We start from the raw sequence: 13285 nt of genomic DNA, 5'->3' as shown, positions 1-13285 counted from the left end.
ATGATTAATTTAAAAGACGCAACTTTTATGGGCTACCGTCGCGAGAATGGTCGTATGGGTATCCGTAATCACGTATTAATTTTGCCTTTAGATGATTTGTCGAATGCTGCTTGTGAAGCCGTTGCGAACAATATCAAAGGAACAATGGCGATTCCTCACTCCTATGGCCGTTTGCAATTTGGTGCAGACTTAGAGCTTCATTTCCGCACTTTGATTGGCACGGGCACAAACCCAAACGTAGCTGGCGTAGTAGTTATTGGCATCGAGCCACAGTGGACCAAAATCGTAGTAGACGGTATCAAAGCATCTGGTAAGCCAGTTGAGGGCTTCTGGATTGAGGGTAATGGCGATACAGCTACGATTGCCTCTGCAAGTAAGGCAGCTTACAAAATGATGAAGCATGCTTCGAAGCAACAACGCGTCAAAGCTCCTTTATCAGAGCTGTGGGTATCCACAAAATGTGGTGAGTCTGATACTACTTCTGGTTGCGGCGCAAATCCAACTGTAGGTGATGCATTTGATAAGTTATATGGAATTGGTTCAACCCTAGTGTTTGGTGAAACAACCGAGTTGACTGGTGGTGAACATTTGGTAGAAGCCCGTTGTCGCAATGATGAAGTGAAGAAAAAGTTCCGTGAAATGTTCGATCGTTATCAGGATGTGATTGAGCGTCATAAAACGAGCGACTTGTCAGACTCTCAGCCAACAAAAGGAAATATAGCTGGTGGTCTAACAACGATTGAAGAGAAAGCCTTGGGCAATATCCAAAAAATCGGTAAGAAATGTATTGTGGATAGCGTTCTCGATAAAGCTGAAACACCTACTATCCCTGGTCTGCATTTTATGGATTCCTCATCAGCTGCTGCTGAGATGGTGACATTGTGTGCAGCCGCTGGCTTTGCTGCTCACTTCTTTCCAACAGGTCAAGGCAACGTCATTGGCAATGCCATTCTTCCAGTCATTAAGATTTGTGCAAATCCAAAAACTGTTCGTACCATGAGTGAGCATATCGACGTTGACGTTTCAGGAATTTTGCGTCGCGAAGAAAATATGGATCAAGCAGGTGACAAGTTGTTGGAATGCCTCTTGCGCACAGCAGATGGCGAGTTGACTGCCTCGGAAATTCTTGGGCATCGTGAGTTTGTATTAACTCGTTTGTATGAGTCTGCGTAAGTAAAACGTATGAGACCCCTGACTGCTTATCAAGAAGTAAAGCAAAGGATCACTGAAGATCTGGTCAGGGGTCGTTTTCCAACCGGGCAGGCTTTGCCTGCAGAAAAGGATTTATCCAAAGAGCTAGATGTTTCGATAGGCACCTTACGCAAAGCAGTAGATGAGCTGGTTGCTGAGGGTATTGTTGTGCGCAAACAAGGCAAAGGAACTTTTGTTGCTGAGCATGATGTGAAGCGTTTGCTTTACTACTTTTTTCATGTCGTTAAGCACGATGCTGAGAAAAAAATTAATCCTCGTGTTGATTTAGTTTCACTAGTGTCAGCTACAGCATCAAAAGAAGAGGCTGAGAAATTACAGATCAAAGAGGGTGCAGCAGTTTGGCGAATCATTAATCGCCTATACCTTGATGATTATTGCGTGATGATTGATCACATCACTTTAGACAAGAAGCGCTTTAAAAATCTTACTCGCACTGATTTTATTCAGCGTGAGGGCAGTATCTATCAGTTATATCAAATGAAGTATGGTCAAACAGTTGTTCGAAGCAGCGAGCGCTTAAGAGCAGGCCTAGCTGGGAAGCAATACTCAGAGTGGTTGGACCTAAAGTCAAATTCCCCAGTTCTTATCATTCGAAGAGTCGCGCTTGGGATGCAGGATGAGCCACTGGAGTGGCGTGTTTCAATGCTCAATACCGATCGGTACGAATATTTCAGTGAGTTAGTTGCATAGTACTAATGACTAATGTGATTAAGCTAAATTTGCCGGGCGTCTTGGTGTGTCTGGTGATTGCCATGTCAACCAGTTTTTTATCGGAAAACTATGGTGGCCCCCAGTTGCTTTATGCCTTGCTGATAGGTTTATCACTTCATTTTCTCTATCTTCAAGATACCGTTAGACCGGGGATAGATTTTTGTGCAAAAACGATTTTGCGATTGGGCGTCGCTTTTTTAGGAATTCGAATTACATTTTCTGATATTAGTGCGATTGGCGTTAATACAGGTTTAATGGTGATATGTGCCGTAGTGGCAACGGTTATCTTGGGGTTTTTGCTGGCAAAGCTTTTAAAGTTATCCCCGGACTTTGGTCTGATTGCTGGTGGTTCGGTGGGTATTTGTGGAGCCTCTGCGGCTCTTGCGGTGGCTTCTGTTTTACCTAAGTCGAAAGAGAATGAACAATTTACCCTCTTGGTGGTTGTGGGTGTAACAGTGCTTTCTACTATTGCCATGGTCACATACCCATTCGGACTTCGAATACTTGATGTAGATAATCTTTCTGCGGGAATTTTTATTGGCGCTACGATTCATGATGTTGCACAAGTAGTGGCTGCGGGTATGCTTTTTGGTCCCGAGGCGGGTGATGTTTCTACGGTAGTGAAGTTATTTCGTGTTGCTTTATTGCTTCCTGTGGTTCTAGTGATTTCAATTTTCTTTGGCACCCAAAAATCTACTAATAAACTAGGATGGGGGAGTTTAAAACTGATCCCCACATTTTTATTAGGTTTTGTGGCTCTATCTATTGTCGCCTCAATGAAAATTCTGCCACTTGTGCTTACTCAGCAAATTGGCGGACTATCTCGTTGGATGTTAGTAATTGCAATTGCCGCAGCTGGCTTGAAAACTAACTTTGAGGAGTTGGCTAAACTCGGATGGCAACCAGTACTCATGTTGGTGGTTGAAACCCTTTTTATTGCGCTTTTGGGTTTGATATTTATTTTTTACATCACATAGTTGTAATTTGATGTAGATTGTCTTGTGTGCGTTAAATACAGAATAAGGTTATTTATACATTGGAGGCAAAGTATTTATGTCTAAAAAGGATGTATTTTCTAATCGCAGAGGTTTTTTAAAATCATCGGTTGCTGTTGGGATAAGTGCAGGTGCAGCAACTAGCGCATACTCTGCTGCACCCAAAAATTTGGATAATGGATTTCTTGAGATTGATCCGTGGTCTAAGACTCAAGGATCTGGATTTGTAAATCCTCCTTATGGATTGCCATCCAAGTATGAAAAAAATGTTGTGCGTCTTCTGCCTTCGCCTGCGCCAACCTTTTTAACAGGATCGCGTACTCCATTACAAAGTTTGCATGGAATTATTACCCCGAATGGCTTAGTTTTTGAGCGTCATCATGCAGGCGTCCCTGATATTAATCCTGACTTGCATCAATTAGTAATTCACGGTTTGGTTGAAAGGCCCATGGTCTTCACAATGGACGACATTGTTCGATTCCCATCGGAATCTAGAATTTATTTTCTGGAGTGCTCTGGCAATAGCGCTGCTGAACTTAAAAAGGCAAGCAATCAAACAGTCCAGCAAATTCATGGATTACTTTCTTGTTGTGAATGGACTGGCGTACGTCTATCTACGATTTTGCAGGAATGTGGAGTGCAATCTAGTGCTAAATGGGCATTGGCAGAGGGTGCTGATGGTGCGGCAATGACCCGCAGTATTCCCATGAGTAAGCTAATGGATGATGCTTTGCTAGTCTATGCACAAAACGGTGAAATGTTACGGGCTGAGCAGGGTTACCCTTTGAGATTATTTTTGCCTGGATATGAAGGTAATATGAGCATTAAGTGGTTGCGTAGAATAAAGCTGGGTACTGAGCCTTGGCAAACTCGTGAAGAAACATCTGCATATACCGATCTTCGGGCTGATGGTAAGGCCCTGCAATTTACCTTTGCCATGGAGGTAAAGTCCGTAATTACGCAACCATCGGGAATGATGAAGCTCAAATCTAAAGGTTTTTATGAAATCTCTGGTTTTGCTTGGTCTGGTAACGGAAAGATTCGACGAGTAGAGGTCTCAACGGATGGCGGTAAGTCTTGGAGTGATGCGGTGCTCCAGGAGCCTGTAATGGACAAGTCTCTGGTTCGTTTTCGCTTCCCCTGGGTTTGGGATGGAGAGCCTGCTACATTAATGAGCCGCGCAATGGACTCTAGTGGTGAGATTCAGCCAACTATGGATGCAGTTATCAAAGCAAAAAGCGCAAATACTTTCTATCACAATAATGCGATTCAACCTTGGCGAGTCGCTGCCAATGGGGAGGTTACTAATGGCCGCTAAAAGATACATCGCCATTTTGAGTGGCATGACAATAGTTGGGGCGCTCATGGGTTGTGTGGGGGGTTATCAAGCAAATGGTCCCGTAGGGCTTGGTAGACCAATTTCAGAAGATCAACTTCGCGCATGGAATATAGATGTTGGCCCAAGTGGTGCCGGTCTACCTGCTGGTTCTGGAACAGTTGCTGCGGGAGAGAAGTTATATCAACAACAGTGCGCGGCGTGTCACGGCGATAAAGGTCAGGGTGGCCCTGCAAACCGGTTGGTAGGAGGCGGCGCCTTTAATACTGATAAGCCTGTAAAGACCGTAGGAAGTTTTTGGCCATACTCAACCACAATTTTTGATTACGTCAGAAGGGCGATGCCTCATCAGGCACCACAATCTTTAACGAATGATCAGGTGTACGCGGCGACCGCTTATATTTTGTATATGAATAAGATCATTACGGCAGATCAAGTGATGGATGCTAAGACTTTGCCGTTGATAAAGATGCCTAATCGAGATGGTTTTATTCCTATCGAGAAATAAGTGATGCTTTTTAAGCAAAAGAATCTGAAAACTCTTCCATTTTGATGGTGGTCATCAGAAACAGAATGCGTCTCTGAATATTTTTTCGTTCACTAACTTTGTCGTGCGGCAATAAATCATGCTCACGCAGTAATTTAGTGATAACTGGGTTGTATTGCTCGCGTACGGGTGACATCTTTATTCCTTGCTAGGTGGCTTGATATGCTGAATGTATCAAGCAGTCTATATATCCACAAGAAATATATAGAGATATCTAAATAACTATTGGAAATAAAGATTTATTTGAGTTATTTCTCTACGAAAGCACGTTCGAACACGTAATCCCCCATCTGTCCAAGGCTTGGGGAAACTTTAAAACCTTTGGCATCAAGCATTTCTGAGGTTTCCTTGAGCATAGAAGGGCTGCCGCAAATCATTGCCCTATCGACAGTTGGATCTAATGGTGGCAAGCCAATGTCCGTGAATAGCTGACCAGATTCGATAGCGGTGGTAAGGCGTCCGGTGTGTTTGAATGCCTCTCGAGTAACTGTGGGGTAGTAGATGAGCTTTTCTCGAATGAGTTCACCAAGGTATTCATGCTGAGTTAACTCATTTTTAATGTAATCACCATAAGCTAACTCACTGACTAAGCGTACCCCATGAATTAATACAACTTTTTCAAATTTTTCGTAAGTCTCTGGATCGCGAATGATGCTCATAAAGGGAGCAAGACCTGTGCCCGTGCTAAAGAGGTAAAGATGTTTACCTGGGTTAAGATCATCAAGCACCAAGGTGCCAACAGATTTCTCGCTAACAAGTATCGAGTCGCCCACTTGAATTTTTTGTAAGCGTGAGGTGAGTGGCCCGTCTTGAACTTTGATGCTCAGAAATTCGAGATGTTCTTCGTAATTGGGGCTGGCAACACTATAGGCTCTCACCAGTGGCTTTCCCTCTACCTCAAGGCCTATCATCAGAAAGTGCCCGCTACGAAAACGAAGCCCCTTATTGCGGGTAGTGGTAAAGCTAAATAGGGTGTCATTCCAATGATGAACGGATAAAACAGTTTCGGTGTTGTATGCAGCCATGACTAGCGGTCGTTAAGCGAGAATTTGTGAAAACAGGTGATTATCCCATTTCAATGCGCTTTAACCGTCCATTGGTGTAAATCAAATGGTACAAAGTAGTGATATACATCAAATTTTTAGTCATAAATGAGTATTTATGCCCGCTGGCCTGTGCCTGTAACAAAGAAAACGCTCTGACCCGTCATGTACTGATGTGGGTAATCTTTATATCTAAAAGTAGTTTAGATATAAAAAGTACGTTGTTTACATATATAAGACCAGCTCATAAGATTTGAGCCATACGAGATCAAAGGCTCTATATGACATATTTTCAAGACAATTCGCAATTTATCGCCAAGACATCCATCATAGATGTCGATCAGGTAGTGCGCGCTCGAAAGCAGCTGACAAATTCAATCCTTTCTGTGATTCAGGTGCTCGTTGGAGTTGCTCTGCTAGCCATATCAACGCACCTTGCCGTGGAAAGCGAAAGATATTTAAGCGCCTTAAATCAAAGCGGATTAAATCAATATCATGCATTTGCGCTACTAGTCTGCGCTAGTTTCTTTGCAGGGATTTTGTTGATCGCTCAGCAAGTTTTGCAGCATGACACAAATCAATTTGATGGGATTTGAAAAAAACTAACCCCTCTTTTTTTGATTAGCAAAAAAGGCACCTAGTGGTGCCTTTTTACTTTGAGTGCTCTAAGAGCTTTTTATTGATCACTCTTCTTCGCGACGCAAATGTGGGAAGAGAATCACGTCACGAATATTGGGCGCATCGGTCAAAAGCATGACCAAGCGATCGATACCGATGCCGCACCCACCTGTGGGCGGCATGCCGTATTCGAGGGCGCGAATGAAGTCATGATCAAAGTACATCGCCTCTTCGTCACCAGCTTCCTTCTGTTCTACTTGTTTGCGGAAACGATTCGCTTGATCTTCGGCATCGTTAAGTTCTGAGAAGCCATTGGCAATTTCACGACCAGTAATAAATAATTCAAAGCGCTCAGTAATGCCTGGACGAGTATCAGACTCTCTGGCAAGTGGACTAACTTCAATTGGGTAATCAATGATGTAAGTTGGCTCCCATAGGTGTTCCTCTGCAACCAGTTCGAATAGCGCTAATTGCAATGCACCGATTCCTGCGTTTTTAAGAGTTGGGGAATCTGGATTCTCGCCGCCTTTCTTCAACTCTGCACGTATGAATGCAGCATCTTCAAGTTGAGCGGGGTCATAGTTTTTGCCAGACTGACCACAGTATTTCAGGATGGCTTCATTAATAGTTAAGCGCTGAAATGGTTTGCTTAAATCCAGTTCGCGACCTTGATGCGTTAATACTGCGGTGCCTTGCGCATCGATTGCTGCAGCACGAATGAGTCCTTCAGTGAAATCCATTAACCAGCGGTAATCGGTATAGGCCGCATAGAACTCCATCATCGTGAATTCTGGATTATGGCGAGGGCTTACACCTTCATTACGGAAGTTGCGGTTAATTTCAAAGACGCGTTCAAAGCCACCGACCACCAAGCGCTTGAGATAGAGTTCAGGCGCGATACGCAAGAACATTTGCATGTCTAAGGCATTGTGATGGGTAATGAATGGTTTAGCTGCTGCGCCACCAGGTATCGGGTGAAGCATCGGCGTCTCGACTTCCATAAAGTCTGCATCAAGCATGTGACGACGAAGTGAAGCAATCGCCTTGCTGCGTGCTTTAAAGGTATTGCGACTGTCTGGGTTAACAATTAAGTCGACATAGCGCTGGCGGTATTTTGTTTCTAAATCAGAGAGGCCGTGAAATTTGTCTGGCAATGGATGCAATGATTTACTTAACAGGCGCAATTGATTGCATTCAACAGAAAGCTCGCCCTTATTAGTTTTAAAGAGATTGCCTTCAGCTGAAATAAAGTCGCCCATATCCCAATGCTTGAATGCGCCATGGGTATCGGTACCAGTGAGCTCATCATTGATATAAAACTGAATCTGTCCACTACGATCTTGGATGGTGGCAAAACTAGCCTTACCCATAACACGCTTGAGAACCATGCGTCCGGCAACTTTGACATGAATCTTTTTTGCGGCGAGCTCTTCTTTAGTCAGGCTATCGTAATGAGCGTGAAGATCTGCCGCTAAATGGGTTGGTACAAAATCATTTGGGAAGGCAACGCCATTTGAGCGAAGCTTGGCTAACTTCTCGCGACGCTCAGCAATGATATGGTTTTCATCAACTGCTTCGGTTACAGGAGCTTGGGGGTTGGCTGAATTCGTTTTATCGTTCATGGTCGTGCTTGGTTAAACGCCTTGTTTCAGGCTGGCTTCAATGAATGCATCAAGATCACCATCTAATACTTTTTGAGTATTGGAAATCTCGACGTTAGTGCGTAAGTCTTTAATGCGGCTCTGATCTAATACATAAGAGCGAATCTGATGACCCCAGCCTACATCGGTTTTGCTAGCTTCTAATTTATCTTGTTCTGCCCGCCGCTTTTGCATCTCGTGTTCATAAAGCCGAGATTTCAGCATGCTCATCGCTTCAGCGCGGTTACGGTGTTGGCTGCGATCGTTTTGACACTGCACCACAATTCCAGTTGGAATATGCGTTAAGCGCACTGCCGAGTCAGTTTTGTTAATGTGCTGACCGCCTGCGCCAGATGCACGATAGGTATCAGTGCGGATATCTGCAGGATTGACTTCAATTTCAATTGAGTCATCAATCTCAGGATAGACGTAAATTGACGCAAAAGAAGTATGACGCCCATTCGATGAATCAAAAGGGGACTTTCTTACCAAGCGGTGCACACCTGTTTCAGAACGAAGATGTCCATAGGCATATTCGCCATCGACTTTGATTGTGGCGCTTTTGATACCCGCAACATCACCATCGGATTCTTCCAAAATCTCGGTTTTGTAACCTTTACGTTCGCAATACTTTAAGTATTGACGGTAGAGCATGCTTGCCCAGTCACAGGCTTCAGTGCCACCAGCGCCAGCTTGAATATCAATAAAGCAATTACAAGAGTCCATCTCGTTATGGAACATGCGGCGGAACTCAAGATCATTGATGATCTTGCTGTAACTTTCTACATCTTTCTCAATAGCAGCGATCGTTTCAAAATCGTTTTCTTCTTTAGCCATATCAAAGAGCTCAATCGCGCCAGTGATATTGGTATTGAGGTCAGTAAGCGTGGACACCACGCCATCAAGCAATTTCTTCTCTTTGCCTAAGGCTTGGGCTTTCTTTTGATCATCCCAGATGCTCGGATCTTCAAGGATGGAATTTACTTCCGTGAGGCGACGTGACTTTACGTCGTAGTCAAAGATACCCCCGAAGAGCTTGCTCACGGGTGAGCAGATCGGACAAGGTATTGGAGATCGTGTTGAGTTGTTCAGCTTCCATCCCCTAATTATAAGGGGGTTATTCCAACTGACCCTTAGTTGACTTGGGTTTCATCATGCGCTTCGATCATGAGTTGGACGCGAGCTTGCCCTTGATAGCGATCCGTCACTAGGCGATAGGCAAGTTTGGCTTTGCTTGGCAGGCTTTGAGTGCGATTAAACCAAACGGCTGTTAATGGTTTGGTCGTTGTGCCAGCGGATTCCGAGGTAACTGGCTTTACAAGTAAACGCAGATGTTTCTCTTTCATGAGGCTTTGCTGAGTGATTTCAAAGTCGCCATAGAAGATGGGCTGTGGAAATCCTTGGCCCCAGATTTCATCTGCGAGGAGATCGCCTATTTCAGGGGTAAATTCTGAGGGATGGAGAGCCCCGTCATGAATATGTTGGCGTTCTAGAAGCTCATTCGTTAATAAGTCATTAGCAACTTCCTGGAAGCTGGCATCAAATCGTTCAAAATCATTTTTCCGAATAGTTAAACCTGCAGCCATGGCGTGACCGCCAAATTTGAGGATCAAACCAGGCTCTTTTTTGGAGACAAGATCTAGCGCATCACGCAAATGAAATCCAGTTAGAGATCTGCCCGAGCCCCTTAATTCCTCGCCTGTATTGCCATCGGGTGCAAAGATAATCGTTGGGCGGTTAAATCGCTCTTTGAGGCGTGAGGCCACAATGCCAACAACGCCTTGGTGCCACTCAGGATTCCATAAGCAAATACTTGAACGTAGCGCCATCGTCCCTGAGAGTTGCTCCTCAGAGAGATGGGCTAGCGCGCTTTCTTGCATCCCTGTTTCAATGACGCGCCGCTCTCGATTAATGCGATCAAGTTCTTGGGCAAGACTTAGGGCTTCAGCGGAGTTATCAGTTAATAGCAATCGAATGCCTAGGGTCATATCCGCGAGGCGCCCTGCGGCATTAAGTCTTGGTCCTATTGCAAAGCCAAGGTCAAAGGTATTGGCTGTGCGAGGATCACGTGTTGCCACCTGAAATAGTGCCTGCATGCCTGCTTGCGATATTCCAGCACGGATGCGTTTTAATCCATTGGAAACTAAGATCCGGTTGTTGCGGTCTAATTGCGCAACATCTGCAACAGTGCCGAGCGCCACTAGATCTAATAGGTTTTCTAATTTGGGTTGTGTCTCGTTAGTAAATTTGCCACGTTTACGTAATTCCGCACGAAGTGCTATCAATACATAAAACATTACCCCAACACCAGCCAACGCTTTGCTTGCAAATTCACAGTTTGGTTGATTAGGATTGACGATAGCGGCAGCCTTAGGTAGTTTGTTACCGGGTAAGTGGTGATCAGTCACAATCACTGCCATACCAAGTTCATTAGCGCGTTCAACGCCTGCTTCACTAGCAATACCGTTATCAACAGTAATTAAATATTTGGGTTTTGGGATTTGTTGGGCTGCAAGCTCAACGACATCAGGCGTTAAGCCATAACCCATCGTAAAGCGATTGGGAACTAAAAACTGAATAGGGGTATCTGCGCCACCAAGCATTTTTAAGCCGCGAACACCAACAGCGCAGGCTGTTGCACCGTCGCAGTCATAGTCTGCAACGATCAGCATAGACTCTCTTTGATCCAAAATATCTGCGAGCAAAGTCGCGGTACTGGTGCAATTCTTGAGATCGCTCGGAGAGAGTAGGTTTTTGAGTTCCAAAGAGAGCTCATCGGGAGACTCTACGCCTCGAGCTGCGTACAGTCTGGCTAACAATGGATGTAAGCCGCTTTGCTCTAGCCAGGTAGCAGCTCTCTCAGAAAATAATCGTTTAGAAAAATGGCTCACGATTGAATTAAATCATTCCAAGAGAGGATTCTGGGTTTTTTCCAGAACATCCACGATTTCTTTTGAATATCACGCATAGTAAATATTCGTTCACGGATTTTCCCGCCGAGGAAATCAATGATCAGTAACTCGTCTAGTTGCTTATTGAGTAATTGAGTAATTAACTGAGGCCAAAGTATTTCTGGATTATTTACCCAAGCGAAGGCGTTAGTAAATTGCTCGATAGAGGCATTTGCGTTAAACGGAATGTCACAGACTTTTGCAAGACCTGAAAGAAGGGGGTGTTGACCAAATATGTGCTTGGCTTGTGTCACTGCTAGTGGCGCCTGAACATCACTCAGTTTTCCGATGCCGCTAATCCAGATAGAGTTGATGCTAGGTAAACCATTTTCTTGTCTAGCTTCATTCACTGAATCAATATGCCAAAGCATTTGGATTTCATTTTGCAATTTGCGCCAACGCTTGGCGACGCCCTGCTCATCGATGTCATGGGGCATCCACCAATCAACGTTGCGGCCATGTGCCTGTTCAACGCTATAGCTGGCTAACTTACTAAATGGACCAGCTGGGATAAACCAGTAGTACTGATTGTGAAACAACAACTCATGTCCAAAGTCTTCCGTGAGGAGGGGCAGTGCCGCATTCAGTAATTGCGTAGATTCAGCTTCTGTCAGGCCAATCTGATTTTGGCCCATCAAAATCAGGTGGTCTCGAGTGGCGTGTAAATGAACCGGCTGTAAGCATGCGATTTCCAGATTGGGATCTACATGTTGAGAAGATTGGCTCAATAATAGGACTGGTGCCAACGGCACTTTGTCCCCCAAAAGAAACCGTTCATGCGGCAACCCTTGACGTGCTTGATTGCTGCCTTGCTCATCTAAGACATCTTCTCCCGCAAGCATCAGGGTGAAGCGTCGAGGATAACCTTGCATATTTTGAGGGTGGGCTGGTTTCTGAGTCATTTCCCTAATTTTAGGTGGCATTTGTAGATTCCATCAGTTTGCCCGCGCAATTGTCTAAACTGTGGCTATGTTGAGAATTCCAATCGATCTAGAAATTGGCTTACGTTATACCCGCTCCAAGCGCCGAAAGGCGGTGGGTAAACGTGACGGCTTTCTCTCCTTTATTTCAGGAATTTCTACTGCGGGTATTGCTCTGGGCGTAGCTTCCCTGATTGTGGTTTTATCGGTCATGAATGGCTTCCAGAAAGAGGTGCGTGATCGCATGCTTTCTGTGCTTTCACATGTGGAAATTTCTGCGCCTGAGGGTTTGGCTAATTGGGAGCCTCTTGCGCAAAAGTTAACTAAAGAGCCTCATGTAGTTGGTGTCGCACCGATGGTGAGTTCGCAAGGATTATTAACTCGCGACAACGTCATGCGCGGTGTTGCCATTCGAGGAATTTCCCCGAGCGAGGAAGGGAAGGTATCCGATCTTCCAAAACAATTTGTTGCTGGAAACATCAATGATCTTCAGCCTGGAGGCTTTGGGGTAGCTCTTGGTGCGCAACTGGCAAATATGGTTGGCGCGCGCATCGGAGACCGAGTCAATTTAATTGTGCCTGAGAGTGATTTAACTCCAGCGGGCGCTATGCCAAGAATGCGTACTCTTCAAGTGGTAGGTATTGTTGATAGTGGCCATTATGAATATGACAGCTCACTAGCGATCATGCACTGGAAAGATGCCGCCGCCTTATTGCGTTTGCACGATCCATCTGGTTTACGCATCAAGGTGGATGATATGCAGCGAGCACCAGAGGTGGCGACGGCACTTGCTGCAGTAGTTCCGCAAGCTTTGTGGGTTTCCGATTGGTCTCGATCAAATCGAAATTGGTTTGCGGCAGTTCAGACTGAGAAAAAGATGATGTTTATCATCTTGACTCTCATTATTGCGGTAGCGGCATTTAATTTGGTCTCTACTCTTGTGATGACGGTAAATGAGAAGCAGGCAGATATCGCCATCTTGAGAACAATGGGCGCAAGTCCAGGATTGATTCAGAGAATTTTTTTGGTTCAGGGACTGGCTATTGGCTTATTGGGTTCATTGGCGGGCGTCGCTCTTGGTCTATTGATTGCGCTCAATATTGATGTGATTGTTCCTGCGATTGAGGCGGTCTTTCGGGTGCGATTCTTGCCGCGTGATGTGTACTTCATAAGTGAGTTGCCATCGGATGTGCGTACGGGCGATGTTGTCACGGTTGGGCTAATGGCTTTTGGGTTGTCAGTTTTAGCCACCCTCTATCCTAGTCGTCGCGCTGCTAAGGTTCAGCCTGCGGAGGCTCTTCGCTATGAGTAA

Annotated in this window: 13 protein-coding genes; 7 read left to right on the top strand and 6 right to left on the bottom strand. The window is 45.0% G+C overall.

The features are described 5' to 3' along the window. The 5 genes from NHB34_RS07290 to NHB34_RS07270 all read left to right on the top strand — a co-directional run bounded on the left by NHB34_RS07290 (window position 1) and on the right by NHB34_RS07270 (window position 4762). A complete protein-coding gene (locus tag NHB34_RS07290; protein WP_353426987.1) occupies window positions 1-1173 on the top strand; it encodes a UxaA family hydrolase in 1173 nt (390 codons plus the stop codon). Between the two features lie 9 nt (window positions 1174-1182). Beyond that, a complete protein-coding gene (locus tag NHB34_RS07285; RefSeq protein WP_353426985.1) occupies window positions 1183-1902 on the top strand; it encodes a GntR family transcriptional regulator in 720 nt (239 codons plus the stop codon). A gap of 5 nt (window positions 1903-1907) precedes the next feature. Continuing rightward, the gene (locus NHB34_RS07280) at window positions 1908-2900 is read left to right on the top strand and encodes a putative sulfate exporter family transporter (protein ID WP_353426983.1); all 993 of its coding nucleotides are present in this window, start codon (window positions 1908-1910) and stop codon (window positions 2898-2900) included. Between the two features lie 76 nt (window positions 2901-2976). After that, window positions 2977-4236 (top strand): sulfite dehydrogenase, encoded by a 1260-nt coding sequence (gene soxC / locus NHB34_RS07275; RefSeq protein ID WP_353426982.1) that lies wholly within the window; start codon window positions 2977-2979, stop codon window positions 4234-4236. A 25-nt stretch (window positions 4237-4261) separates the two neighbouring features. Continuing rightward, complete coding sequence (locus tag NHB34_RS07270) at window positions 4262-4762, top strand: cytochrome c (RefSeq protein ID WP_353428571.1); 501 nt, start codon at window positions 4262-4264, stop codon at window positions 4760-4762. Between the two features lie 10 nt (window positions 4763-4772). On the opposite strand, the gene NHB34_RS07265 is transcribed toward NHB34_RS07270, so the two are convergent. Continuing rightward, on the bottom strand, window positions 4773-4937 hold the full coding sequence (locus NHB34_RS07265) for a hypothetical protein (protein WP_353426980.1): 165 nt from the start codon (window positions 4935-4937) through the stop codon (window positions 4773-4775). A gap of 112 nt (window positions 4938-5049) precedes the next feature. Further along, window positions 5050-5826, bottom strand: a complete 777-nt coding sequence (locus NHB34_RS07260) for a ferredoxin--NADP reductase (protein ID WP_353426979.1) — start codon at window positions 5824-5826, stop codon at window positions 5050-5052. A gap of 299 nt (window positions 5827-6125) precedes the next feature. Between NHB34_RS07260 and NHB34_RS07255 the strand changes: the two genes are divergently transcribed. Beyond that, window positions 6126-6440: a hypothetical protein gene (locus tag NHB34_RS07255; protein ID WP_353426978.1), complete on the top strand. Its 315-nt coding sequence runs from the start codon at window positions 6126-6128 to the stop codon at window positions 6438-6440. Window positions 6441-6527: 87 nt separating this feature from the next. Here the strand turns inward: NHB34_RS07255 and lysS are convergent, their stop codons facing one another. The 4 genes from lysS to NHB34_RS07235 form a co-directional block, all read right to left on the bottom strand. Continuing rightward, the gene (gene lysS, locus NHB34_RS07250) at window positions 6528-8084 is read right to left on the bottom strand and encodes a lysine--tRNA ligase (protein ID WP_353426977.1); all 1557 of its coding nucleotides are present in this window, start codon (window positions 8082-8084) and stop codon (window positions 6528-6530) included. 12 nt (window positions 8085-8096) lie between these two features. Next, window positions 8097-9201, bottom strand: a protein-coding gene (prfB, locus tag NHB34_RS07245; protein WP_353426975.1) for a peptide chain release factor 2 whose coding sequence is annotated in 2 segments (ribosomal slippage) — window positions 8097-9119 and window positions 9121-9201 — 1104 coding nt in all. Because the reading frame shifts where the segments join, the coding sequence is not laid out codon by codon here. Between the two features lie 34 nt (window positions 9202-9235). Beyond that, window positions 9236-10993 carry a single-stranded-DNA-specific exonuclease RecJ gene (gene recJ, locus NHB34_RS07240; RefSeq protein ID WP_353426974.1) on the bottom strand — a complete coding sequence of 586 codons (1758 nt, stop codon included), beginning with the start codon at window positions 10991-10993 and terminating at the stop codon, window positions 9236-9238. Next, a complete protein-coding gene (locus NHB34_RS07235) occupies window positions 10990-11955 on the bottom strand; it encodes a hypothetical protein (RefSeq protein ID WP_353426973.1) in 966 nt (321 codons plus the stop codon). The genes recJ and NHB34_RS07235 overlap by 4 nt, the downstream gene beginning before the upstream one ends. Before the next feature lie 70 nt (window positions 11956-12025). Here NHB34_RS07235 and NHB34_RS07230 point away from each other — a divergent pair, with 70 nt between their 5' ends. Continuing rightward, window positions 12026-13285 (top strand): lipoprotein-releasing ABC transporter permease subunit, encoded by a 1260-nt coding sequence (locus NHB34_RS07230; protein WP_353428570.1) that lies wholly within the window; start codon window positions 12026-12028, stop codon window positions 13283-13285.

The sequence above is a fragment of the Polynucleobacter sp. MWH-UH19D genome (assembly GCF_040409795.1).
Taxonomy (GTDB): domain Bacteria; phylum Pseudomonadota; class Gammaproteobacteria; order Burkholderiales; family Burkholderiaceae; genus Polynucleobacter.
This window is presented reverse-complemented; position numbering and strand designations above follow the sequence as displayed.